Annotated in this window: 20 protein-coding genes; 4 read left to right on the top strand and 16 right to left on the bottom strand. The window is 43.3% G+C overall.

What is annotated here, in order from left to right; all coding sequences use genetic code 11:
- Nucleotides 1-58 precede the first annotated feature (58 nt).
- The 4 genes from DXX92_RS14830 to DXX92_RS14815 form a co-directional block, all read right to left on the bottom strand.
- A complete protein-coding gene (locus DXX92_RS14830) occupies nucleotides 59-1,594 on the bottom strand; it encodes a capsule assembly Wzi family protein (RefSeq protein ID WP_116001155.1) in 1,536 nt (511 codons plus the stop codon).
- Nucleotides 1,595-1,613: 19 nt separating this feature from the next.
- Nucleotides 1,614-2,033: an adenylyltransferase/cytidyltransferase family protein gene (locus DXX92_RS14825; protein WP_116001154.1), complete on the bottom strand. Its 420-nt coding sequence runs from the start codon at nucleotides 2,031-2,033 to the stop codon at nucleotides 1,614-1,616.
- A 54-nt stretch (nucleotides 2,034-2,087) separates the two neighbouring features.
- Nucleotides 2,088-3,149 (bottom strand): CDP-glycerol glycerophosphotransferase family protein, encoded by a 1,062-nt coding sequence (locus DXX92_RS14820; RefSeq protein ID WP_116001153.1) that lies wholly within the window; start codon nucleotides 3,147-3,149, stop codon nucleotides 2,088-2,090.
- Nucleotides 3,150-3,576: 427 nt separating this feature from the next.
- A complete protein-coding gene (locus DXX92_RS14815; protein WP_116001152.1) occupies nucleotides 3,577-4,176 on the bottom strand; it encodes a TIGR04211 family SH3 domain-containing protein in 600 nt (199 codons plus the stop codon).
- 266 nt (nucleotides 4,177-4,442) lie between these two features.
- Between DXX92_RS14815 and DXX92_RS14810 the strand changes: the two genes are divergently transcribed.
- Together DXX92_RS14810 and DXX92_RS14805 are read left to right on the top strand one after the other, a co-directional pair.
- Nucleotides 4,443-5,942, top strand: a complete 1,500-nt coding sequence (locus tag DXX92_RS14810) for an inorganic triphosphatase (protein WP_116001151.1) — start codon at nucleotides 4,443-4,445, stop codon at nucleotides 5,940-5,942.
- 175 nt (nucleotides 5,943-6,117) lie between these two features.
- On the top strand, nucleotides 6,118-7,128 hold the full coding sequence (locus DXX92_RS14805) for a L,D-transpeptidase family protein (protein ID WP_116001150.1): 1,011 nt from the start codon (nucleotides 6,118-6,120) through the stop codon (nucleotides 7,126-7,128).
- 34 nt (nucleotides 7,129-7,162) lie between these two features.
- Here DXX92_RS14805 and DXX92_RS14800 read toward each other — a convergent pair whose 3' ends face one another.
- The 9 genes from DXX92_RS14800 to DXX92_RS14760 all read right to left on the bottom strand — a co-directional run bounded on the left by DXX92_RS14800 (nucleotide 7,163) and on the right by DXX92_RS14760 (nucleotide 14,377).
- Nucleotides 7,163-7,414 carry an Lpp/OprI family alanine-zipper lipoprotein gene (locus DXX92_RS14800; RefSeq protein ID WP_116001149.1) on the bottom strand — a complete coding sequence of 84 codons (252 nt, stop codon included), beginning with the start codon at nucleotides 7,412-7,414 and terminating at the stop codon, nucleotides 7,163-7,165.
- Nucleotides 7,415-7,640: 226 nt separating this feature from the next.
- Nucleotides 7,641-8,111: an ion channel gene (locus DXX92_RS14795; protein ID WP_116001148.1), complete on the bottom strand. Its 471-nt coding sequence runs from the start codon at nucleotides 8,109-8,111 to the stop codon at nucleotides 7,641-7,643.
- A 12-nt stretch (nucleotides 8,112-8,123) separates the two neighbouring features.
- The gene (locus DXX92_RS14790; RefSeq protein ID WP_116001147.1) at nucleotides 8,124-8,450 is read right to left on the bottom strand and encodes a hypothetical protein; all 327 of its coding nucleotides are present in this window, start codon (nucleotides 8,448-8,450) and stop codon (nucleotides 8,124-8,126) included.
- 2 nt (nucleotides 8,451-8,452) lie between these two features.
- Nucleotides 8,453-9,091, bottom strand: a complete 639-nt coding sequence (locus DXX92_RS14785; RefSeq protein WP_116001146.1) for a hypothetical protein — start codon at nucleotides 9,089-9,091, stop codon at nucleotides 8,453-8,455.
- A 150-nt stretch (nucleotides 9,092-9,241) separates the two neighbouring features.
- On the bottom strand, nucleotides 9,242-9,937 hold the full coding sequence (locus DXX92_RS14780; protein ID WP_116001145.1) for a PspA/IM30 family protein: 696 nt from the start codon (nucleotides 9,935-9,937) through the stop codon (nucleotides 9,242-9,244).
- 28 nt (nucleotides 9,938-9,965) lie between these two features.
- The gene (locus DXX92_RS14775) at nucleotides 9,966-10,379 is read right to left on the bottom strand and encodes a YjfI family protein (RefSeq protein ID WP_116001144.1); all 414 of its coding nucleotides are present in this window, start codon (nucleotides 10,377-10,379) and stop codon (nucleotides 9,966-9,968) included.
- A 206-nt stretch (nucleotides 10,380-10,585) separates the two neighbouring features.
- Nucleotides 10,586-12,280 carry a polyamine aminopropyltransferase gene (locus DXX92_RS14770; protein WP_116001143.1) on the bottom strand — a complete coding sequence of 565 codons (1,695 nt, stop codon included), beginning with the start codon at nucleotides 12,278-12,280 and terminating at the stop codon, nucleotides 10,586-10,588.
- A gap of 127 nt (nucleotides 12,281-12,407) precedes the next feature.
- Nucleotides 12,408-13,313, bottom strand: a complete 906-nt coding sequence (locus DXX92_RS14765) for a DUF350 domain-containing protein (RefSeq protein ID WP_116001142.1) — start codon at nucleotides 13,311-13,313, stop codon at nucleotides 12,408-12,410.
- Between the two features lie 17 nt (nucleotides 13,314-13,330).
- Nucleotides 13,331-14,377 (bottom strand): hypothetical protein, encoded by a 1,047-nt coding sequence (locus tag DXX92_RS14760; protein WP_245961490.1) that lies wholly within the window; start codon nucleotides 14,375-14,377, stop codon nucleotides 13,331-13,333.
- Between the two features lie 275 nt (nucleotides 14,378-14,652).
- Between DXX92_RS14760 and glnE the strand changes: the two genes are divergently transcribed.
- Complete coding sequence (gene glnE / locus DXX92_RS14755; RefSeq protein WP_116001141.1) at nucleotides 14,653-17,541, top strand: bifunctional [glutamate--ammonia ligase]-adenylyl-L-tyrosine phosphorylase/[glutamate--ammonia-ligase] adenylyltransferase; 2,889 nt, start codon at nucleotides 14,653-14,655, stop codon at nucleotides 17,539-17,541.
- Between the two features lie 64 nt (nucleotides 17,542-17,605).
- On the opposite strand, the gene DXX92_RS14750 is transcribed toward glnE, so the two are convergent.
- Both DXX92_RS14750 and lpxL read right to left on the bottom strand, forming a co-directional pair.
- Nucleotides 17,606-18,328: a TcpQ domain-containing protein gene (locus DXX92_RS14750; RefSeq protein WP_116001140.1), complete on the bottom strand. Its 723-nt coding sequence runs from the start codon at nucleotides 18,326-18,328 to the stop codon at nucleotides 17,606-17,608.
- Nucleotides 18,329-18,425: 97 nt separating this feature from the next.
- The gene (lpxL, locus tag DXX92_RS14745; RefSeq protein WP_245961489.1) at nucleotides 18,426-19,361 is read right to left on the bottom strand and encodes an LpxL/LpxP family Kdo(2)-lipid IV(A) lauroyl/palmitoleoyl acyltransferase; all 936 of its coding nucleotides are present in this window, start codon (nucleotides 19,359-19,361) and stop codon (nucleotides 18,426-18,428) included.
- A 56-nt stretch (nucleotides 19,362-19,417) separates the two neighbouring features.
- Here lpxL and hldE point away from each other — a divergent pair, with 56 nt between their 5' ends.
- Nucleotides 19,418-20,845 (top strand): bifunctional D-glycero-beta-D-manno-heptose-7-phosphate kinase/D-glycero-beta-D-manno-heptose 1-phosphate adenylyltransferase HldE, encoded by a 1,428-nt coding sequence (gene hldE / locus DXX92_RS14740; RefSeq protein WP_116001138.1) that lies wholly within the window; start codon nucleotides 19,418-19,420, stop codon nucleotides 20,843-20,845.
- Nucleotides 20,846-20,918: 73 nt separating this feature from the next.
- On the opposite strand, the gene tolC is transcribed toward hldE, so the two are convergent.
- Nucleotides 20,919-22,295, bottom strand: coding sequence for an outer membrane channel protein TolC (gene tolC / locus DXX92_RS14735; RefSeq protein ID WP_116001137.1), 1,377 nt, complete (start codon nucleotides 22,293-22,295; stop codon nucleotides 20,919-20,921).
- Between the last annotated feature and the right edge of the window lie 63 nt (nucleotides 22,296-22,358).

Genomic DNA, 22,358 nt, shown 5'->3' with positions numbered 1-22,358 from the left:
CACTAGGCAATAGCTAGGCAAAAACAAGGTAATAGCTAGATAGTCGCTAACGCATGAGCTATAGCATAAACTCGATATTGACTGACAGGTTAGCGTCAGTGTCATCATCAATGTCGTTTTCAAAGCTTGATTGGCTGACGTCTGCGTCTAGCGTAAAGCGCCAGTTTTGATAACTATATTGCACCTTGCCTGATAGCATCACGACATCTTCAGCTATCGGGGTCAGGGTGTTACCGATTAACGGATTGTTTGGTGCTTTATCGTTATTATCTTGGTTGAGTTCAAGCCAGCGTAGCTTGAACTGGTAGCCAAGATCGTTATTGACTTGCGAAATTGCGCCAAAAACGATGCTTGTTGCATCATTCTCATATAAGTTACCTAGTACTCGACCTTTGTAGCGAACACCTGTTTGGTAAATATGGTGTTCATAATAACAATCGCCAATGGCTGAGGTACCATCACCGTTAACCCCATCTCGACACTTTGCATAAGTGTCAGTCCATTCTGCAAATAAACGCCAGTTTCTGCCAAATACCGTGGCGCGCGTGTCTATGCCTGCTTGATAGCGCTCTTCACCTAAGATACTCAAGCCACCTTTGCTATCACCATCTTCTGCAAAGGCGGTAAAGTAAAGTGCTACAGGGTGATCCAAGAGCTTAGTTGAGTATCGAATATCATAACCTGCAAGCTGGTTGCCGGGCTCTTCACCGGCAGCACATTCTTCAACAGAAGGGCCAACACCACCGCAATTATCGCGCCCTGCGAGAACGTCAACAAAAGTATCTAAACCACTAGGTCGACCGTCGCCTGCCCATTGCGCGAGGCGTGAAATACCCACTTCCCAGTTCTGAGCAGGGCGAAAATTAAGTCTAAAGCCCCACAACAAGGTGTCGTCGACGATACGGTCATCATTCATTAATCCCATAAACGTGGTTACTGTCCATGGAATGTTATGCTCAGTAAATGGCACGGTTACTGGCTCGGCAGATAACCTTGACAGCGATAGTGCTGGCATTGGGCGAGCATTGTTGGAAAGGCTTAAACTAGTGTCCCAGCCTGGCCCCCACCATCTGTCTTGCATGCCTGCGGCAACGACCCAATTGCCAATAAAGGCGGCCGCATAACTACCGTCATAAGTTACTTTGTCATCATCGCTCGGTGAAGATGTGTATTTCGGCGAAAAGTTGAATGCAAAGCGATCCGTCATAAAGGAGTTGTGGATCTGAATGGTATTCTTGTCGCGGTATTTATCACCAAAACTGGTGAAACGAGCGTCTTTGGTTGCAAGGTTTAGCTCTATGCGTTTCGTATTTTTCTTGGCAAGCCTTAACTGGTGATTAACGTAGCTATACGCTGTAAGTGTTTGTTCATCCATCAAATTAAGAGGTGCTTGTTCAAGATCTTTGGCAATGTCGCGCCACATCAGCGGAAACGTTGTCGTTGGTGTCGTGACAATGTTGACGTCTGCTAGGTGCTCAATACTCTCTCTTAAAAAAGCATCATTGGTATCTACCCAAGGGCCGGCGAACGCTTGAAAACTGGTTGCTGCAAACAGCAAAAAAGCCTGATGTTTTAGAGATGAGAATAATTGCATAAGATATGTTTACTTTATTTTACTTTACTAAGTCGCCTAATGCTTCGCGCAGGATCGTACTTGAGGTATGCGTTGTATAGGGGAAATACATGATCTCCACACCAACTTCGTTGAACTCTTTTTCAATTTTTAGCCACTTTTCCGTGCCTTGCCAATCATCGCCAACAAACATCATGTCAAACTTTAGATTGTTCCATGCTGCCATTTTGTCATAGCTCGTTTGTGGAACGACTTCATCAACGAATTTTATTGCCTCAACAATTTCCATACGTTCGCTAAACGGAATAATCGGCTGTTTGTTTTTAGCTTTCAAAGAGAGCTCATCGCTAGTTACACCGACGATAAGATAATCACATTCCAATCGAGCGCGCTTTAGTACATTTAAATGACCGATATGGAACATATCAAACACACCAGTAGTGTAACCAATCTTCTTCATAAGACCTCTTTGTTGGTTGGCGTTATAAAATTGTGTGGCAGTTTATCACAGCAATTAGTGGCTTAGTAGGTAGTCGGCTATTCGCAAACTTGCTTTGCCGTCGAGCTTACCGGCTAGTTTTTCACTCAATGAGAGTCTAACGTGGGCGAGTTGCTCTGGGTTGGCAATATGACTGTCTACCAAGCTTTTTACATCTCGATATTTTGCGGCGTGGGCAGCAATACTTGCATATTCACCGTAATCATCATCCATTCGTCGTTTAAAGCGGTAGCTAAATACGCCGCGGTAGCCCCAGCGCAACTTTAAGAAATCACACCAAATTACCGGCTTATTGAGTGCCGCAAATTCAAATAAAGCGGAAGATGCATCGCTGATCAGAATGTCGGCTGTACTTAGGAACCTAGTCAAACAATAATCAGATACTTTAGCGAGATATACATTGTCGAATGTCGCCCAGTGCTCGAGTAACTTTTTATGTTTGCTATATTTGGGCTTACTAACTGAAAAATAATGCGGCTTGATCAAGATGTTGTAATCAGCAAATGACGCAGGCCAATGTTTAGGAAAGAGTTCAAGACTGCTTGGGTAGAATGTTGGTGCGTACGCTATGGTCGGTTTATTGGGGTCTAAACCAAGAGAACCTAAGTCAAACCCTACGTTTTCGCCATTGATTATTGGATCTAGCTTGGCAAAACCGACATCAATAAAAGTATCGTCAGGATACATCTCTTGGAATCGTTGGGTGCGATATGCTCCCTCAACAAATCTTACCGTAGTTGGTGTATCAGATTTTTTGTAGTAGCTCGACTTAGGACCTATGCCATGACCTAATTGAACCGTTTTGCTGACCTGATGGACTTGATCTAGATGCGGGTAAGAGTTCGCAAATACGACCCAGTCAGCCTGTTTTTCGAGGTATAAATTGGTTGCTTCTTGCTGCCCATTCACCCAATGTGCGTTCAGCGCTTCGGTGGCAATGACTTCTTTGATCACAGTATCGTGAGTACTGTGGTAGAAGACAAACTCAATGGAACAACCCCGTTGAGTAAGCTCTTTGGCTACAGGTAAATACTGAGGGAGGTAATAGAGGTGAAGTACATCAAAAATTATGTGCATTACTACAGTTTCCGGTCAATGCTATAACTAACAGCCTAAAGTTTGGGTAACTCAATTGCTTCTAGCTGCTAGTGTTACTGCTATCATTGTTAAATTCACTTGCAATAGACCAACCATTAACGCGTAAGTTCGCTTCGGTTTCAGATAAATGTATTTTGCTAGCAGATTTCGGTAGTTAAGTGATTGAACTTAAATGAAGTTTCCTGCTTATCATCAAAACCTTTAGTTAACTATGCCTGAAATTAACTATGCTTGAACTTAACCAAGCCTGAAATCAGCTAAGCCTGAAATTAACTAAGCTTTAAATTAATTTAGCACCAAATCTATTGGACTCTTCGAACTAGGCAAACGTCAGCATTTTCGTAAACCAACAAGCCTCTTTCTTGAGGCTTTAATTGGTGCAGTCAACACTTAACTAATCTTGATATTACTTCCAGCTGTCCATTGATGATTTGCGACGACCAAATAATTGAGGGAGAAATAACCCCGCTAGTAGGCCAAGGCCAGCCACAATGCCACCATTGAAAAACCATTCCTTCATTACGTCCATATCTTGCGTTTCTAGTTTAGCTTGGGCGCTTGCTAGCTCGCTTTCTAACGATGTGATCTTGTTAGTGAGCTCAGTGTTTTGTGATTGGGCAGCAGTGAGCAATTTTTTGCTTTCAGCAATTTGTGTTCGAAATTGGGCTTCTTGCTCACCGGTTGAAGCGAGTTGGCCATTAAGCTCTGCTACAACATGGCGCAGGCCGGGCTTATTTGAAACATATCTGTCTTCAACCCAAGCGGTGCGGTCTTTATCGTCAACAATCTGGGTATAACCATTAAGTTTTTCACCCGTTAGTTTAACTTGTGAACCCGCATTGATGCTGCCAACTATGCGATAGTTGTTACCAGCACCTGAGTGCATGTAAATGAAAAGTTCGTCAGAAATAAAGCCGTCTTCAAGCTCAGGAGTAGCTTGTTGAGCAAAACTAGTTAAAGACACTGCAAATAAAGCTGCACTAGCCAGCTTAATGAATTTCCCCATGCGATACCGATTGAAAGACTTTCCCAAAGATGCACACGATATTAGGGCTTTGTGAACAAGAGCGCAAGCCAGAGCGCTGTAATTTGAGGAATAAGCACCAATTGCACAAGTTCCGTGGATTTTTCGTTTATTTCGACACCAATTAGCCGTGCTTAGCTGAGAAATAACTTGCTTGTTAAATGGCGCTTTTGTAATCTAATTTTCTGGTTTTTCACAAGGACATCCATATCAGCTTGCGAATAGCTAGGTGTCCCAACAACAAATACATGTCCACAGAAATCGAGCTTAAATATTTAGTTAGCGACGACAATGTCGTTAGCCAATTTACTCAACTACTTAATCAACACCAACTTACTTTCACCCAAGCGTCACGACAGCTAAGTAATACTTACTTTGATACTAATGCACGAACATTACGTGAGTTTGACTTTGGCTTGCGCGTGCGTAAAGCCGATGATTATACTGAGCAGACAATAAAAACTGCCGGAATCGTTGTTGGTGGATTACATCAGCGCCCCGAATATAACGTTGCCATTGAGCAAAATATTCCTGATTTAGCTTTATTTCCAAGTGATATTTGGCCTGCAGCTGCCCATGTTACGGAACTTCAAAATCAACTAGTGGCAATATTTACCACGAATTTTCATCGCACGAGTTGGCAGGTTGAAGTTAGTGGTTCAGTCATTGAAGTGGCATATGACCGCGGCGAAATTAGCGCGCAAGGGCAGATACTGCCGATTAATGAAGTGGAATTAGAGCTGGTTAGTGGCGAGCGTGATGCGATTTTTGTGCTTGCCGAACTGCTTTGTCAGTCATTTCAACTGACCCCAGGCCGTCTAAGTAAAGCAGCTCGTGGTTATATGTTGTGGCAAGAAAAGGCTGCGCTAAAAAGTGAGGAAACGATAAGTTTTCAAGTGCCGTTAAATCCAGAGCTATCTGTTGAAAAAGCCATGGTTATTGGCTTAGAGCACGGCTTAAATTGTTTGCAAAAGGCGATTGCGCAATCGTTGGCGGCAACAGAATTGGCTCATGTGAAACAAGTATTTGAAGCATTGAGTTTTATTCAGCAAGGATTGCATTTACATCAGAACTTAATTGAATCCGCTAAATTTGAACAATTCGATACGCTGTTAAAACACGCAATAGACAGTTTAAGTTGGCTTGAAACGGCTATTCATATCAACGATTTAACGCTGAAGTCAGGCAATTACCGCAAAAAACTCGAGTACAGCAATCAGTTGGTGTCTACCTTAAAAATAGAGCGCAGCCAGTTCCCAAGTGAAGAGGCGATTCAACAAGAACTAATGTCGGCGACATTTAATCTGCTTCAGTTACATTTGTTGAAGTACGTTTTAGAGCCCGTGGTTAAGCCCGTTGATAAAACACGCTCTTTGTCAGAGCATGCTAAAACCAAACTGAGTACTAATTTAACGGCCATTAAAGATGTGTGTGGCAATAAATTACAGTTAACGGCACAAGAATATTTAGTGATTCAAAAACACCTATTTTCTAGTTTGCACACAGGGAGTTGGTTCGGTGCACTGTATGAACAAGCAAGCCGAACTGAATACCGCCGCACTTGGCTGGATGTGTTTAATGGCATTGAAGAGTTGGCGACATTGAATCTGTTGCAACAGCAACTTAACGGTATCGAGCAAAGTTCGCAAAAGCTCAATCGTTGGCTCAACACAAAAGTTGATAACCTGCTGCAGGTGATTAATCAGTCATACCAAGCGGCCGTTAAAGTTGAGCCATATTGGCTGTAAAATCAGCACAAGTTATTGAAACTATTGGTTGTTATATTCGGTTCAACTGGCCTAATAGTTTTAATAACCGTGACTTGATGACAACAAAAATAACGACTAACACAATGGTAAATGGCGAACTAGTGAAAAAGCGGCTATTGAACTGAATCAACAAGGAGAGGGTATCCAAAGCACTATGATTAAACCATGGAAATATAGCCCTCTTACCGCTTTACTTTGTTTCCTGATAACAGCTAAGTTAGCTTTCGCTACAGCTTACCCTTTACCACCACCCCATCAGCGCCTTATCGGCGAGCCAACTAAACATACCGTTGTACGCGGTGACTATTTTCAGCGATTAGCAGAGCAATATAATGTTGGCTTTCTTGCCTTAATTGCGGCAAATCCAGGTGTTGATCCATTTCTTACTTATCAAAAACCTTCCGATACATTGGTTAGCGCTCAGCAATCAGCAGAACTGGCCGTAAGCCAATCAGAAAAAAAAGCACAAAGCCAAGCAAGTATCCATATTCCGACACAGTTATTGCTCCCATTTGTTGAGCGCAAGGGGATTGTTATCAACTTGCCGGAATTAAGGTTGTATTATTTCCAACCGGAATTAAATCGTGTTCATGTGTTTCCTGTCGGAATTGGCCGTAAGGGATTGGCGACACCAAATTTAACGAGTTATATCGGTGAGAAGCGAAAAGATCCAATTTGGCGTCCAACACAAGAAATGAAGGCCCGTTACCTTGCCGAAAAAGGCATAATTTTAGCGGATGAAATACCATCAGGACCAAACAACCCTTTTGGCAAATATGCGCTACGCCTAGCCACCAGTGAATTTTTAATTCACGGCACAAATCAACGCTTTGGCATAGGTACTCGTGCAAGCTCAGGCTGTATTCGCATGTATGACGATGATATTAAATGGCTATTTGAAAATGTACCGCTTAACACACAAGTCAAGATAATCGATCAGCCGATAAAAATGTCTTACGAAAAGCCTGGACTGAAACTTTTTGAAGTACACCAAGCGCTCACCTCGGAGCAAACTGCACTGCAAAATGCAGATGGTTGGCAAAGGTTAGTAAAGTTTATTGGGGAAAGCGAAATTGAACGTTATCGGGCAGATTTCGAGAAGCCATCAGGATTAGTCATTCGCGTTGAAAAAGCTAAATCGGCAGTACAGCAAGCTGCCGACTAATTGCTAGAGCGGCGAAAATTTATTTTTCGAACAGTTACTTCTTGAACGTGGCAACCATATTGTTAACGCGCTCATTCGCTTGGCTAGCGAGTTCGTTAGCTTCAGTAATTTTACGGTTTTGTTGTTGCTGGCGCGTCTTTAAGTTGTCGACTTCACGCGATAGCTTGCTAACTTGATTAGACAATCGGTCGATTTGGTTAGACATTTGATCGAGCTGACTATTGTTAGCGCAGCCTGATAAGCCTAAGACAGCGGTTACGCCAGCAATTAATGTGAATTTATTCATAAGCTTCCCTTTTATTCTTATTACACTTTCTTATTGTGTTGCTAGGTCTTTTACTAGCAACTTTAGTGAGTATGGCATAGCTTGAAATACTCGCCAAGTGAGTAGCTTAGTTAGGTAAGCTTAGACTTTGCTTGTACTTCGAAGCTATGCATTAAAGCTATGATTTGAGGTGGTGAATAGGATGCAAAGCGCGTTGCTTTGGGAGACAACGCGATTAAGTGAAAGCTTATTGTTGGCGCTGAGCTGCCAACAATTGATCAATTTTTTGTTCAAGGTCATTAACCTTAGCGAGAATTTCTTGGTTTTGTTTTCTCAGCTCGCGATTTTTAATGTTCGTGTCTGAAAACCCAAAGGCTTTTTGAACAAAAACCCCACCAAGCAAACCCAGAATACCGACGCCTAAGACAAACATGGAAAAGACCATGGCTCTGCCGAGCACAGTAACCGGTAATTCACCGCCAAAACCAATCGTTGAAGAGGCCATTAACATTAACCAGACCGCATCCGCATAATCGGCAATAGTTGCGCCATCTTGGCCGAATTCTGCCTGATAGGTGATGTAGCCAAAGCTCAACGTTAACGAGATAAATAGTGCAATGGCAAATAGGCTGATAACACCGAGGTTATAATTTTTAACGCCATATTCGTCGATATTGTAAAAGCCAGATTTTTCGATAATAGATTTGAACACAATCATGATGTTAGTGGATTAATCTTGTTGGTTTTTAACGTACATCACTAAATCATCCATCAATTTGCGTTTGATTTCTAGCTGCTGATCAGCATTTAAGTTGTATTTTTCAGCGAGTAATTCGTAGTCAGCGGGCGATAAGCTTACAGTTAATCTTGGGCGTTTAGGGCGCTTGCTTGTTGGTAGGCCAAGAATAGTGCGAATTTGATCTGACGGGCTAAGGCCAGCATCAAGTGCTTCACGGCGTATGGCGAGCTGAAATTGTTCATCCATATCAAAGGCCACCTGAACGGCCTTCATGGCTTTGACGGATGATTGCCATTTATCTGGTATTTTACGTGACATGATTAACTCCCGGGGTACATATCGACAATATCCGTGACAGGGCGAAATAGCGTCAGAAAAACATCGGTATCACCATCCTGCCATACTTCAATATCAATACCTTTATCTTCATCTGGATTGTACAAGGTATAAAGTTCAAATTGCTCGCCGCTATCACTACCTTCGTATTGGCTTAGATTGCTCACGCGGTTGTCTTTGCGATGGAAATAGCCCACTTGCGCGAACGCTTGTTGTTGGTATTGGCTATCACTCCAATCTAGGTTGAGTGTTGAGTCTTGTTGTCGTTCAAGTTGCGCTTGGCCAGGTTCATCAAATACTGTTGAAAACTGGTCTAAATCAAACAAGGTTTCAACGTCGTTGTCGGCAATTTTAAGTGAGAATTTTAGGTAGGTTTTATCATCAGCCTCGAGTGACAGGTATAGTTCGACATCGCTTTGGCCAGTGAGTACCCACTCTGTTTGCGTGCGATGCTCAAACTCGTAGCAGTTAATAGCAGTTACTTGAAATTGTTGGTCGCGTAACAAACTTGGCAAGCCAAAGCTGTCTGACATGGCAATCATGTCATTTAATTGTAAGTCTTTAACATGGGTAACGGCACGTTGCTTTTCTTCGTTGCCAAATAGCTTTTTGATAAAACTCATGGTAGTTCCAGTTATTTGTTCTTTGCCGGTATTCTTGTTACACACATTAGGCGTAATTGAAAACCTAATCTAGAAACAAGAAAACTCAGCCTAACAAGTCGCAGGGGGAACGACAAGACAGACTGAGTTGGTTGGGTAACACTCGCGCAATTAGCTTTTGTTTTGTTTCGCTTTTATACGATCTAACACTGAGCTTGCGTTGTTATCAGCAGCACCAATACCCGCTGCTTTAAGCTGTGCTTCTAGCGAGCCGTCGCCGGTTTCCGCTTCAAGTGCTTCAGCCGCTTTCATCTTGTCGTCAAACTGTTGTTGTTTAGCCTTAATGCGCTCTAGTGAGTCTTTAGCATTTAACAACTTAGAATTGCTTGACGAAAAGTTATCGGTAATGGCTGAAGTCGCTTTTTGTACACTTTCAGTCGTCTTTACCATAGACAATTGACGTTTGTGCTCTTGAATTTGGCGTTCACTTTTACGAACTAGCTCTTTCAAGCGGTTAGCATTGGTTTCGAAGCTTGCTAACGCTTGTTGTTGTGAACTAAGTTCAGTTTCTAAGCTCGCAATTTTTTCAGCAACCGCTAACGCTAACGACTCATCACCTTTCTCAAGTGCTTGTGCAGCGTAGCCTTCATGCTCGGTAACTTCACGGTTTAATCGCTCAACTTCACGGCTTGCTGCCATTTGTTGCGCCATCACATTGGTTAGGTCACGCTTAGCTTTGGTTAAATGGTGCTCCGCATCGCGAATTTCTTGTTCAAAGATTCGCGTGCCATTGGCATCAACAATTGCTTCACCCACTTCCGTAGCACCACCACGGATCGCTGTCATAATTTTCTTAAAAATACTCATAAAAATTGCTCCTCAATGATGGTCAAATTTAAACTAGGTAGTCGCTCATATCGTCGATAATTTCGATAGCGTTGTTACTCAAAACGGCTAGCTCGTGCTCAATATCTGCAAACGTTGAACCGATTGATAAGGCACCAAAAATAACGTACTTATCGCCAATTTTTGAGAACGAAGACAATGGCATTGGAATGCTCATTTCTAACATAGCGGTGTGCATATCAGCGATTTTGTCTTGTTTAACTTCGTCGTTACCCCAAAGGTAGGTAATGCAAAGAATTTGATCATCGGTTACCGATACAAAAATAGGTAACTCTTCACGACCTTCAACAGTTATTTGCAGCACATCAACATCACCTGAAATAGGCTGGCAATCAAAAACCATCCCGGTTTCAGAGTTGTCTGCTAGCGCATTTAAGTGATCAGCTATCTTATGTATATTCATGTTTATCCTCATGCAAACTAAGTAGCAAAGTGGCGACATCGACACTAATTGCTAAACGACATAATATGTCATTGGTTGTTAATGTAGCACTCAGACATAATATGTCAAGCAGCTACGGTGAAGTTTTTACTTTTTGTTACCTTTGTCTGTTAAATACAGGCTTTCCAAAAAATTAAAATATCTCTAGATAGCCTTTAAATAACGTATTACTGGACAATGCCTTGTTGATCTTTCCACGCTTGTTGATGCAATTGATATATCGTATGGCTGCCCAGATAGTTGATGCCATATTGTTCTTGCTCATCATAAAACCCCTGCGGAAAATTAAACGATGAAAGAATCAAAGGGAGCGTAAGCCAGTTATGCTCAATAGGTAAATCTGTTAGCTGATTCAGTCGTTGTGAAGGTGAAAGCCCAGCTTTTGATGCAATACTCCAACCCCATTCGCCAAAACTAGGCACATTGTCATGGTATTGCTCAACGTGAAGAAAGTTAGCAGCCTTCAAGGTATTGCCAATAGCGATAAAAGAAGCTTTAGCATGATAAGGGCTGGTTGATTGCACACCAATAACCCCATCGCTAGAGAGCAATTGGTTGAGTCGCGCATAAAAGTTAACGGAATAAAGCTTATTCAAGTCAGGGTGGCTTGGATCAGGCAAGTCTACCAAAATGGCATCAAAATGCTGGCGATTTGCAATAAGTTGGTCGATGGCAATAAAGGCATCTGCAGGCATCAGTGTCACTCTGTCATCAGTTAAGCTACCCTGATGAAGTTGAGTGAGCTTGCTGGCAAGCGGTGCTGGCAGGTGTTCGCTCGGCTTAGAAAAAATATCGAGTAACTGCTTATCTAAGTCAATTAAAGTGACTTCTTTTGCGCCCCACTTGAGTACATCGCGCAAGGCTAGCCCATCGCCGCCCCCAATGATTAATACCTTATCAGTGCGCGCTGAACTTGCCATGACAGGGTAGACCAAGTAGCCGTGATAAATGTCTTCATCAATAGACGAAAACTGCAGGCGACCGTTAAGGTAAAAGCTAATGACCGACTCATTCTCCAAACCCATATTACGTTCGGTAAAGGTTAACTGTTGGTAACGGGTTTTATCGGTATAAACGACCTTATCGAGATAAAGTAGATTGTTCATCTGATTAAGCCAGCCGTTACCAAACTGGTATACAACCATCATGATAATACCCAGTAAAACATGCAAACTTACCAAAACCTTTCGCCATTTTAACTGGTGCCAAAAGCGCGTAATAAACACGGTTCCAGCCAACAGGTTTAATGCCGCGGTCAGCGCGCCAGCCTTACTGATATCAATCGCAAGTAAAAAAATAACCCAAATTGCTGCGCCTATGCCTGCGCCAATATAGTCGGCACCGTATATTGTGCCTAAGTTATGTTGTAGATGTTTTTGGTGCACATGCTCGCGAATTTTGGCGATCAGCGGAATTTCCATGCCAATAAAAAAGCCTAAAAGCACACCAAAAATGTAAGGAAGCTTGAGCGCGAGCCAGCTTAGTGATTGAAATAATCCACCACGTGGCATGGCGTCAGGTGGTAACAAGAAAGTGTCAGCAATCAATTGAGGCAGTAATTGCGTGGCGGCAATAGCACCGCCAATTAATAAAATTGCGCTGCAACCGAGCAGGGCGATAATGGCTTCAAGCCAGACAAAGCCATTAAACGGGCAGGATATTTTACGCGCCGCGAAGGCACCTAACCCCATTGAAACTATCATCAAACCAATCATGGTGTAGATAGTACTTTCCATTACACCAAGTACACGGCCAGCATAATGAGAGAGCAGGTATTCGTAGATAAGCCCACAGCCAGCAAGTACGGCCATGGTTAATATAAGGATTGTGTCGTCAAGTAATAGACGACGAGTATTAGTCATGTGATAAACCGTGAGTTGTTGACGGTATGATTGCCCAATTTGGTATTGTTAACTTTGGTGTCGTTAACTTTGATAAGCTTCAATCATACCGCCATCACAAGTATTAATGGCTACTTGTGAAACAGTGTTAGGCCATTAGGCCAGTTAAAATCATCGCAATTGAAATACTAATCGCCATTTCAATTGCAGCAACGCCAATGTTGTGCTGCTGATCAACTTCTTCAACAAGGTTAATACCCCATAAAATTAACTTTTTGGCGATAAAGGTAAGTAGGGTAACCAATAACGTCATTAAGATACCAAACACTAACCAGCCAGCTAAATTGACGACCAGCGTTTCCGGGCTATAGCTAAAGAAGTAACTTGCGGCGGTCACGGCAAGAGCAGTACTAATGACTTGGCCTGCGTAGCGAATTGCGAGCGCTACCTGACCGTTGGCAAAGGCTTGTTGCATTGAGTCGCCTTGGTTGTTTTTGGCGTATTGACGCTCTTTAATACGCGTCGCGATAATCAGCACTGCCTGTGAAACAACAAAGCCACTGAAGATGGCGATAAAGGTGTTGACATCTAAGCCATAAACCCAAATCAAAACCGCTTTAATGATAATCGCAGTTGCAATGGCACCGGCTGCGTCAACAATACCAACAGTGATGTTTGCAGCCTTTATTTGCTCTGTTTTGTCAATTTGATTAAGCGCAAATTTGTCGTGAATAAGCCGGCCAACTTTGATTAATACTAAGCCGAAAATGCCATAAGAAGTCATCCCAATAACTTCCATCGTTAAGCTTTCGGCTGCCTCGCCAGTAATCGCGCCAGTTAACACAATCCCTAGAGCGGCAATTGAGCCAGCGACACTAATACCAAATGCAAAGTTGTCTTGCTTAGCCAATTCGTCTGTGGTGTTAACTTTGGCCGTTACGCCAGAAACGAAGCGCATCGCGCTTAACAAGACAATGGCAATGGCAATATCAACGGCGAGGAATGTCATTAAATTCGAATTCAACGCAGTAATCTCTAATAAGGTGTTTAACATTTTTATTCTCCTAATTCTTATTTACCGCGACGAAATCCGCGTGATGTACTACTGCTGCTGTTTCTGAAACTGGCATTACTTTTACTATATTTGCTTTTTGACGTGGTGCTTGATGACTTAGCAAATTTACTTTTATTAGTGTTGTTTGATGAAAATCGTGAAGCACTAGCTTGTGCCGTTTTACTCTGGCTCGAAACACCTGATGCACCGCTGCGATTTTTACCGTAAGCGCTAGTGAATCGTTGACCGCGACTTTCAAATGACTTGCGAGTACGAGTCTCTAATTGCGTTTGCTTGCTCAGCTGAGTTGGTGAGCTATATCGGGTGCGACCGTAATCGTGGTAGTAGCTGTAATTTCGCGATTTTCCCCAACGGCTGTAATACACTTTACCGCGACGCTTACGATCGATATCTAACACATCGTCAAGCAGGCGATAAACACCATACCAAGCCCAGAACGACATGCCATTACTATCGGTTTGCCATTGTCCGTATGCTGGGTTGCCTATAAGCTGTTCACCAACGCCAAAGTCTTGTGCATTATTCGCAGCCATACTTTGCGCTTTTGACATCGAGTTAACGCGCGGCAACTCACCGTCAGACATATCTGCTAAGACGTTAAGAGGGTCACTAAGCGCATCTGAATACAGGATGGGGTCGGCTGCCTGATAGATGTTCAAAAGCTCTTCAAATCGCGCTTGTTTGTTAGCAAACATTTGCGGCTGTGTTTTTACCAAATCAACGCGTTCAAGCAGTGCTTGGTATAGCGGGCCACTGGAAGTGGCGTCTTTGCGAAATTCATCAACAATGCTAAGTAACTGTGGCGATTTTTTTGCCACGGTATCAGCGTATTGGGTGATAAATTTAGCATTGCGTATTTGGCCGCTATCAAGCATGTCGCCAAGTTGTTGAACACGCTGCTCAGTTAAAGGAATTTGTGCATCAATTTGCTCTTGTACTGGATCGCCACAGGCGCTCAGTAGCAAAACGAATGCTAAGACTAAGGTTTTGGTGATTTGCATTTGTGCCATCTCATCCTTAAAAATGCTATGGTTATCATTCATTAATAACATCTATGACATAATATGTCTATTGAAACCCTGCTCAAGATTACTCTTATGCCTTGTTGTAGACATAGCGATATCCTTTGACTCAATAGCCGATTGTAATAGTTTTATGACCTAGAATAAGTCCAGTCCATACTTGTTATGCTAAATCTTATCCGCTGTTTATTGAAACATTATTTTTATGTCAATATCTTTCAAAAAGTTTCTAACGATTAAGACTTGAGCGCTCGATAACCAGCCACACTACTTCGGGCGATGTTGAAGGGAAATGTATGCCAAACCTGCCGATCATAAATACACATTTTGATGAATTAGCTGCACTTGCTAAACAGCGAAATCAGCATTTAGTTGATGACTATCAAAACTACATTGAACCGCTTGATAGCAATGCGGTGGCAAATTTAATGGAAGCGGTCACGCTGAGCGATTTTGTTTTTCGTGCATTTGAACAACAGCCTGAATCTATTGTTCAGTTGTTTACCGAGCGAGATTTCACTGACAGTCATGTGCCCGATTATGAGGAGCAACTCGCCAACTTACTGCGAGATTGCGACAGCGAAGCCAGCTTGCATCGAGTGCTGCGCCAGTTTCGCCAACAGGCGATGGTCGATATTGCCGTGTCTGATATGGTTGGGTACGCTGATCTTGATGTTTCTCTTGCTCGCCTAACCAAACTAGCCGATGCGTTAATTTTATCGGCACTTAACTGGCTTACTCTTTTTTGCCAAGAGCGCTGGGGCGTGCCATATGGTGTTGATGGTCAACAGCAAACCTTGCTTGTCTACGGAATGGGGAAGTTAGGTGGCGGTGAACTCAACTTTTCTTCCGATATCGACCTTATTTTTACTTATCCTCAAACTGGCGAAACGCGTGGCGCTCGAAAATCGCTAGACAACCAAACGTTTTTTACACGACTAGGGCAAAAACTCATTGCTGCTCTAGATCAGCAAACAGCCGATGGCTTTGTGTATCGCGTGGATATGCGACTGCGCCCGTTTGGTGATAGTGGGCCATTGGTACTAAGTTTCTCTGCATTGGAAGACTACTACCAAGATCAAGGCCGCGACTGGGAGCGTTACGCCATGCTCAAAGCTCGGCCAATAGGCCAAGGTGAACATCACCAAGAGCTGTCGCAATTATTACGCCCGTTTGTGTATCGCCGCTATATCGATTTTAGTGTCATCGAAAGCTTGCGCAAAATGAAACTGATGATTAGCCGTGAAGTTAGGCGCAAGCAATTAACCAACAATATTAAACTGGGAGCGGGTGGAATTCGCGAAGTTGAGTTTATTGTTCAGGTTTTTCAGTTAATCCGCGGTGGCCGTGTCAAAGAACTTCAGCAGCGCAACCTTTTGACTGTGTTGCCACTATTAGTTGAACATCAAATAGTGCCGCCGGAGAGTGCCCGTGTACTGACCAATGCTTATCGGTTTTTACGCCGTGTCGAGAATGTAATTCAAGCGTTAGACGACCAGCAAACGCAAACACTACCTGATAGTGAGCTTGATCAAGCGCGATTATTACACGTGCTTGGCATTGATACTTGGCAGGAGTTTTTAACTAGGCTCAATGCGCATCTAGGCTATGTGCACGATGAATTTAATCAGCTGATTGGAGAAGAAGCTCCCAATCATGAAGATATTGAAGCCCAATGGCAAACGCTTTGGCACGATAGCTGGCATGATACTGACGACTTCACTTGGCAAAAAGCGATTGCTTCAAATTGGCAAAAAGACGGTATTTGGCAAATGCTGTACGAATTTAAGCAAGAGTTAGAAAAGCAGCCTATTGGTCAACGAGGTCGAGTGGTCTTAGACAAACTCATGCCACGTGTCTTGTTTCACCTACATAGTAATAGTGCTTTTGAGAATGCATACGAGAATGCTTATGAGGTAGTGCTGCCTAGGGTATTGCAAATTATCCAAAAAGTAGCGAGTCGAACGGTTTACCTTGAACTGCTTTATGAAAACGACGGCGCACTTATTCACTTAATTCGTTTGTGCCAGCAAAGCCACTGGATCAGTGATTACATCGCGAAATTTCCAATACTGTTAGATGAGCTTATTGACCCTAAGCTACTGCATAACCCGCCAGCGTTGGCTGACTATGCCAATGAATTACAACAAGCCATGTTGCGTATTCCAGAAGATGATGTTGAAAGCCAAATGAATGGCTTACGGCAATTTAAACAAGCGCAACAACTGCGTATCGCTGCTGCGGATATTAGCGGTGTGTTACCGTTAATGAAAGTAAGCGATCACTTAACAGCCTTAGCAGAAGCTACAATTGGCGAGGTAATTCAACAGGCTTGGCATCAATTAACAGCGCGTTTTGGCCAACCCAAATCTACCTTAGGTACTAACCACAAAGGATTTGCCGTACTTGGCTACGGCAAAATGGGCGGCATTGAGTTAGGATATGGCTCAGATCTAGATTTAGTTTTTGTTCACGATTGCCCACTTAACGATACCACTAATGGTGAACGGGAAATTGCTGCTAGCCAGTTTTACGTGAAGTTGGCGCAAAAAGTGATGCATATTTTCAATACTCGGATGAGTAGTGGCATTTTGTATGAACTTGATATGCGCTTAAGGCCGTCTGGTAATTCCGGCGTATTAGTGATTCACATCGACTCGTTTGCTGACTACCAGCTAACTGAAGCTTGGACATGGGAGCATCAAGCTTTGGTCAGAGCCCGCATGGTTTATGGTCATGACGATATTAGAGATAATTTTTCCGCTACTCGAAAACGGGTATTAACTAATCCTAGAGAAAACGGTGAATTGAAAAAGCAAGTTGTCGAGATGCGCGAGAAAATGCGTAACCACATTGATACATCGTCAGGGCAATGTATCGATATCAAGCACGGTCACGGTGGCTTGGTAGATATTGAATTTTTAACGCAATATTTAGTCTTGAGATTTAGTGGGCAATATCCACAGTTAACGGAATTTTCAGACAATATTCGAATTATTGAAGGGCTAGCGAAAGTGGGGGTAGTGTCTGACGAGTCGGCTCAGCACTTAGTTGATAGCTATTGCCAACTTCGCAATGCTAGCCATCGGGCAGTATTACAAGACGGTAAAGCTCAGCTATCACAAGCAATGTTTAATCAGATGGCAGGCTCAGTTGCACAGATTTGGCAACGTTTTATGGAATAAACAAAGTCAAATAGGTGAGTTACCTGCTGATTTACACTTTATCGGCAGCGGAATTAACTCATCTTTAATAGTAGCTACGGGAATTGCTGATATTGCCTGTTGAACTCAATAGTCGGCATTTTTTAGCAAGGTAGTCTTGTGGGCCTGTTTGGAACACAATCGTACGCTGTTGGTAGCAAAAATATACATCTACGCCTTCAGGAAAGTGGCCGCTAATCGCATTACCTACTTGGTATGCGGTCGCCAAAATTTCTTTGTTGATGCGAAATGGATCTTTGATGACTAAATCTCGGTTTAACCGCCACATAACTTCAAGACCATCTTGCTCTGCATACTCAACTAGCTTTTGAAAAAGTGTTGAGCCAGTTCTAAAGGGGCGTGACTCTGTTGAGCCCTGCCAATCTTTTTTTAGTGGTCGAGTGATAACGGTTTTGGCTTCTAAAATTTTTTCTAAATCGCCGCGTGGTTCAGGAAGGTACACCACATTATTTCTAATTTTCGGTCCGCTGCCTTTCTCGTCGGGACCTTGGATGCTGGCGTAGAAGCGTGATAAGCCTTCTGCGGCTTTGTTTTTTGAGTTGGTTAATGGTTTTTTCGCGTGTTGTGGTGGCTCAGTCACCTGTGATGCTTCAGCGGGGGCTGCTGCCTCAGCCGGTTTTACCTGCTCAGGTTCGGATTCCGCAAAGCTATCACCAAGCGAGGCAATAAGCTCGTGGTTAGCCAATAAATAGTAGGCTAAGCCAGAAAGCACAATGGCAAAAAGCCCATTACGGATCCAAAAATTCATTGATTATTCATTCATATATCAAGTGCAACTCAATATAACCATACTGAAAAATCAAAATTTATACAATTTTCTCTAAAAAAGAGCAGGTTGACTACTGTTAATAGAGCGGTGGCGAATTTTCGTCTGGTCTTGTTTTAAAGCGGCGGTGTAGCCACATATATTGCTCGGGTTTACGGCTAATGGCTTGCTCTAATTCTTGATTGACACGCGTGACATCTGCAACGTCATCTTGGGTTGGAAAGTCTTTCAGCGCTGGCGTAATTTCAATGGTATAGCCTGAGCCGTCGTCGTTTCTTGTCGGGATAACCATATGCGTTTGAACATTTGGTTGGCGGGCAAAAATTAATGTACCTGTCGTTGTTGCAGCGTCAGGCACACTGAAAAATGGTACAAACAAGCTGCGGTTTTTGCCGTAGTCTTGATCTGGCAAGTAAACACAAGTTTCGCCTTCGTGAAGCGCGCCAATTAAGCCTTTAATATCACGCTTACTTAGCATGTATTTGTTTGAGCGGCCACGACCACGGTATTGAAAATACTCCATTAAAGCGTTGTTGTGAGCGCGATAAAATACCACCATCGGGTGAGTGTAGCCTACGCCTCGGCAGCAAATTTCAACGCTGAGATAATGCATCGCTAGCAGTAATACGCCATGACCTTCTTGTTGAGCCTTTTCTAAGTGTTCAAGGCCGACAACCTTGACTTTGCGTTTTGCTCGCCAATCTGGCCACCACCAGCCCATACCTGTTTCAAGCAGGGCAATCCCTGTATTTTCAAAGTTCTTTTTAAGGACTTGTTGACGTTCTTCTTCTGGCATGTCAGGAAAACATAATGCCAAATTGCGCTGGGCAACATGTTTGCGTTTGCCGCCAATTTTATAGAGTAAGCGGCCAAGTTGCTTGCCCAGTGCGAGCTGCAATTTATAAGGTAGCCAAGAAATAGCGTACATCACCAATACGCCAATCCATGTGAGCCAATATTTAGGTAGGAAAAAAGACAGTTTAAAGTTCGGCTGTAATATTTTATTTTTGCTCACGGGATACATTCTAGGCATGATAAACTATTGGCATTATACATATTTTGGAAGTCAGGATGAAAGTAGATATTCCTTCCTTTGCCAAAGCACGCGTGCTAGTTGCAGGCGATATTATGCTGGATAGATACTGGCAAGGTTCAACCCAGCGTATTTCTCCAGAAGCGCCAGTTCCTGTGGTTAAAATTAATCAACATGAAGACCGCCCGGGCGGTGCTGCTAACGTAGCGTTAAACATCGCTTCGCTAGGTGGCTCAGTAACGTTAGCCGGGATTACCGGGCAAGATGAAGCCTCACAGACGCTAAATACTCATTTATCTGCTGTGAATGTTAACTGTGCTTTTGCCGAGCAAAGCTCAGCGCCAACGATTACTAAGCTACGTGTGGTAAGCCGCAGTCAACAGCTTATCCGATTAGACTTTGAAGAATCGATGGCAGCGCTTGATAAACAAGCATTTCATGAATTAATTGACGCTAAATTAGCAGATCACGATGTCTTACTGCTATCTGATTATGACAAAGGCACCTTGTCTGACGTTCAACAGCTTATTCAGCTCGCCAAGAATAAGAATATTCCCGTATTAGTCGATCCAAAAGGCAGCGATTTTAATAAATATCGCGGCGCCACAATGTTAACGCCTAACATGTCTGAATTTGAGGCGATTGTTGGTGTTTGCGACAGTGAACGCGCCATCGTTGATAAAGGTCAACAGTTGCTTGCTGACTTGGAATTAGATGCGTTGCTTATTACTCGCAGTGAGCAAGGGATGACACTGCTTCGCAAAGACTGTGAAGAGTTTCACTTACCTGCGCTTGCCCGTGAAGTATATGATGTGACGGGTGCTGGTGACACGGTTATTGCCACGTTAGCACTTGCAGTTGCGAGCCAAGCGCACTTGACCCAAGCATCAGCATTAGCGAATTTAGCAGCGGGTATTGTAGTCGGTAAGTTAGGCACATCAACCGTGAGCGAAGCTGAGTTACTTGCCGCAACACATGGTGGCCAAGAGAGTGGCTATGGTGTCGTTACTGAAGAGCAATTGGCGATCGCAGTAAAGGCATCGAAGGCGCGTGGTGAAAAAATCATTATGACCAATGGCTGTTTTGATATTTTGCATGCCGGTCATGTGTCATACCTCGGCAATGCAAAAGAGCTTGGTACCCGCTTGATTGTTGCGGTTAATAGCGATGCGTCAGTAACAGCATTAAAAGGTGTTGGCCGACCGGTTAACCCAAGTGATCGCCGTATGGCGGTTCTCGCTGGGTTAGGTGCGGTAGACTGGGTGGTTGAATTTGGGGAAGATACACCTCAACGTTTAATTGCTAATATTTTGCCAGATGTCTTAGTTAAAGGCGGCGATTATAAAGTTGAAGACATTGCCGGCGGCAAAGAAGTTATTGCCAATGGCGGTGAAGTTAAAGTACTTAACTTTGAGCAAGGCATTTCAACCACAGAGATAATCAATACCATTAGGTTAGAAGATTAATAACCGCAGAATTTCAGATACGAAAAAGGCAGCCTAAGCTGCCTTTTTACTATTTATCATCAAGTAGAGCGCTTTATTTTGCTGCTTCTGCGGCTAAACCAGCGTTAATATCTTTCAAATCTTTGCCTGTTAATGTGCCTGCGGCACGTTTTAACGCAAGAATTGAGTTGATGTATAGGTAGCGCGTGCTTGATAAGTTACGCTTAGCATCGTATAGATTACGCGTGCTGTTTAGCACATCAACAATGGTACGCGTACCCACTTCAAAGCCAGCTTCTGTCGCTTCTAATGCTTTTTCCGCACTTAATACTGACTGTTCAAGTGCCTTAATAGCCGATACACCTGCAATTACTGTGTTGTATGCGTTGCGTGTGTTGCGAACGGTATCGCGGTATGCAAATTGTAAATCTTGGCTCGCGGCAACATAGTTGTGCTGTGCTTGACGAACAGCACTTGATGTTGCACCACCTGAGTAAATTGGCACAGTTAACGTGATGCCAATCGACTTGGTATCTAAATCAGGATCTTCAATTTCTGGAATATTCGGCAAGCGGAATGTGTCTTCTGAATTTGAGTATCGACCTGATAAATCAAGTGTTGGGTAGTGACCAGAACGGGCAATATTGATATTTTCTTTGGCAATATCAACAGATACTTTCTGCGAGATAATATCTAAGCTCTTCGCTTCTGCCGTTTGTTGCCACTCGTTCGCACTGTCTGGCATTGGGCGAGAGGCAGAAAAACGATCTGTATTTAGCACGAAAATATCACGCGGGTACACGTTCGTTAACACGCGAATCGCTTCTTCAGCGTTGTAAATGTCGTTTTGAGCTCGAATTACCTGAGTTACAGAGTCATCAAATTGCGCTTGTGCTTCATGTACGTCAGTAATGGCGGTTAAGCCTACCGAAAAGCGCTGCTTGGTTTGTTCAAGTTGACGCTCAATAGCGACTTTTTGCGCTTCAGCAAACTCTAAAGTGTCTTTTGCGCTTAGTAAATTAAAGTAGGCTTCACTTACGCGGATAATCAAATCTTGTTGCGCGATTTGATAAGCAAGGTCTGCTTGGTGTGCTGATTTTTCGGCATTATCTAAACGCAACCAAGTATCGTGATGATAAAGTTGCATGCTAAGGCTGGCACCGTACGAAATGTTGTCATTCTCAGCGGTGTATACTGCGCCCGCTGGAATACCAAAACCGTTATTTTGACGAGCAATATTGTCTACATCGGTTTCTGTATATGAGCCTGTTGCACTGATCTGTGGTAGCAATACCGCACGAGCTTGTTCAATGCCTTCTTTTGATGCTTCAAATTGCGCAGCGGCTTTTAGTAGCACAGGATCATTAGTTAGCGCCTGTTGGTAGACTTGCATCAGGTCATCAGCAAATGCTGATGTCGCGCTCATCGCAAGTGACATCCCTACAACCAGGGAAGTTAGTGTTTTTTTCATGGGCAAGCAATTCCTTAGTGTGCGATTTACTCTTATTCTTGTAAGCCGGATATGGTACTAGGC

Source organism: Thalassotalea euphylliae, from assembly GCF_003390395.1.
GTDB classification, from domain to species: Bacteria; Pseudomonadota; Gammaproteobacteria; order Enterobacterales; family Alteromonadaceae; genus Thalassotalea_F; species Thalassotalea_F euphylliae_C.
The sequence above is the reverse complement of the archived record's forward strand: the minus strand, read 5'-3'. Positions and strand labels throughout refer to the sequence as shown.

What these genes read in the sequence shown, in the direction of transcription:
- DXX92_RS14805 (WP_116001150.1), top strand. Translation starts at nt 6,118, where the DNA reads ATGATTAAACCATGGAAATATAGCCCTCTTACCGCTTTACTTTGTTTC.
- DXX92_RS14760 (WP_245961490.1), bottom strand. Translation starts at nt 14,377, where the DNA reads ATGAATGATAACCATAGCATTTTTAAGGATGAGATGGCACAAATGCAA.
- DXX92_RS14750 (WP_116001140.1), bottom strand. Translation starts at nt 18,328, where the DNA reads ATGAATTTTTGGATCCGTAATGGGCTTTTTGCCATTGTGCTTTCTGGC.
- DXX92_RS14785 (WP_116001146.1), bottom strand. Translation starts at nt 9,091, where the DNA reads ATGAGTTTTATCAAAAAGCTATTTGGCAACGAAGAAAAGCAACGTGCC.
- DXX92_RS14825 (WP_116001154.1), bottom strand. Translation starts at nt 2,033, where the DNA reads ATGAAGAAGATTGGTTACACTACTGGTGTGTTTGATATGTTCCATATC.
- DXX92_RS14780 (WP_116001145.1), bottom strand. Translation starts at nt 9,937, where the DNA reads ATGAGTATTTTTAAGAAAATTATGACAGCGATCCGTGGTGGTGCTACG.
- DXX92_RS14790 (WP_116001147.1), bottom strand. Translation starts at nt 8,450, where the DNA reads ATGTCACGTAAAATACCAGATAAATGGCAATCATCCGTCAAAGCCATG.
- DXX92_RS14765 (WP_116001142.1), bottom strand. Translation starts at nt 13,313, where the DNA reads ATGTTAAACACCTTATTAGAGATTACTGCGTTGAATTCGAATTTAATG.
- tolC (WP_116001137.1), bottom strand. Translation starts at nt 22,295, where the DNA reads ATGAAAAAAACACTAACTTCCCTGGTTGTAGGGATGTCACTTGCGATG.
- DXX92_RS14810 (WP_116001151.1), top strand. Translation starts at nt 4,443, where the DNA reads ATGTCCACAGAAATCGAGCTTAAATATTTAGTTAGCGACGACAATGTC.
- glnE (WP_116001141.1), top strand. Translation starts at nt 14,653, where the DNA reads ATGCCAAACCTGCCGATCATAAATACACATTTTGATGAATTAGCTGCA.
- hldE (WP_116001138.1), top strand. Translation starts at nt 19,418, where the DNA reads ATGAAAGTAGATATTCCTTCCTTTGCCAAAGCACGCGTGCTAGTTGCA.
- DXX92_RS14800 (WP_116001149.1), bottom strand. Translation starts at nt 7,414, where the DNA reads ATGAATAAATTCACATTAATTGCTGGCGTAACCGCTGTCTTAGGCTTA.
- DXX92_RS14830 (WP_116001155.1), bottom strand. Translation starts at nt 1,594, where the DNA reads ATGCAATTATTCTCATCTCTAAAACATCAGGCTTTTTTGCTGTTTGCA.
- DXX92_RS14775 (WP_116001144.1), bottom strand. Translation starts at nt 10,379, where the DNA reads ATGAATATACATAAGATAGCTGATCACTTAAATGCGCTAGCAGACAAC.
- DXX92_RS14815 (WP_116001152.1), bottom strand. Translation starts at nt 4,176, where the DNA reads ATGGGGAAATTCATTAAGCTGGCTAGTGCAGCTTTATTTGCAGTGTCT.
- DXX92_RS14770 (WP_116001143.1), bottom strand. Translation starts at nt 12,280, where the DNA reads ATGACTAATACTCGTCGTCTATTACTTGACGACACAATCCTTATATTA.
- DXX92_RS14820 (WP_116001153.1), bottom strand. Translation starts at nt 3,149, where the DNA reads ATGCACATAATTTTTGATGTACTTCACCTCTATTACCTCCCTCAGTAT.
- DXX92_RS14795 (WP_116001148.1), bottom strand. Translation starts at nt 8,111, where the DNA reads ATGATTGTGTTCAAATCTATTATCGAAAAATCTGGCTTTTACAATATC.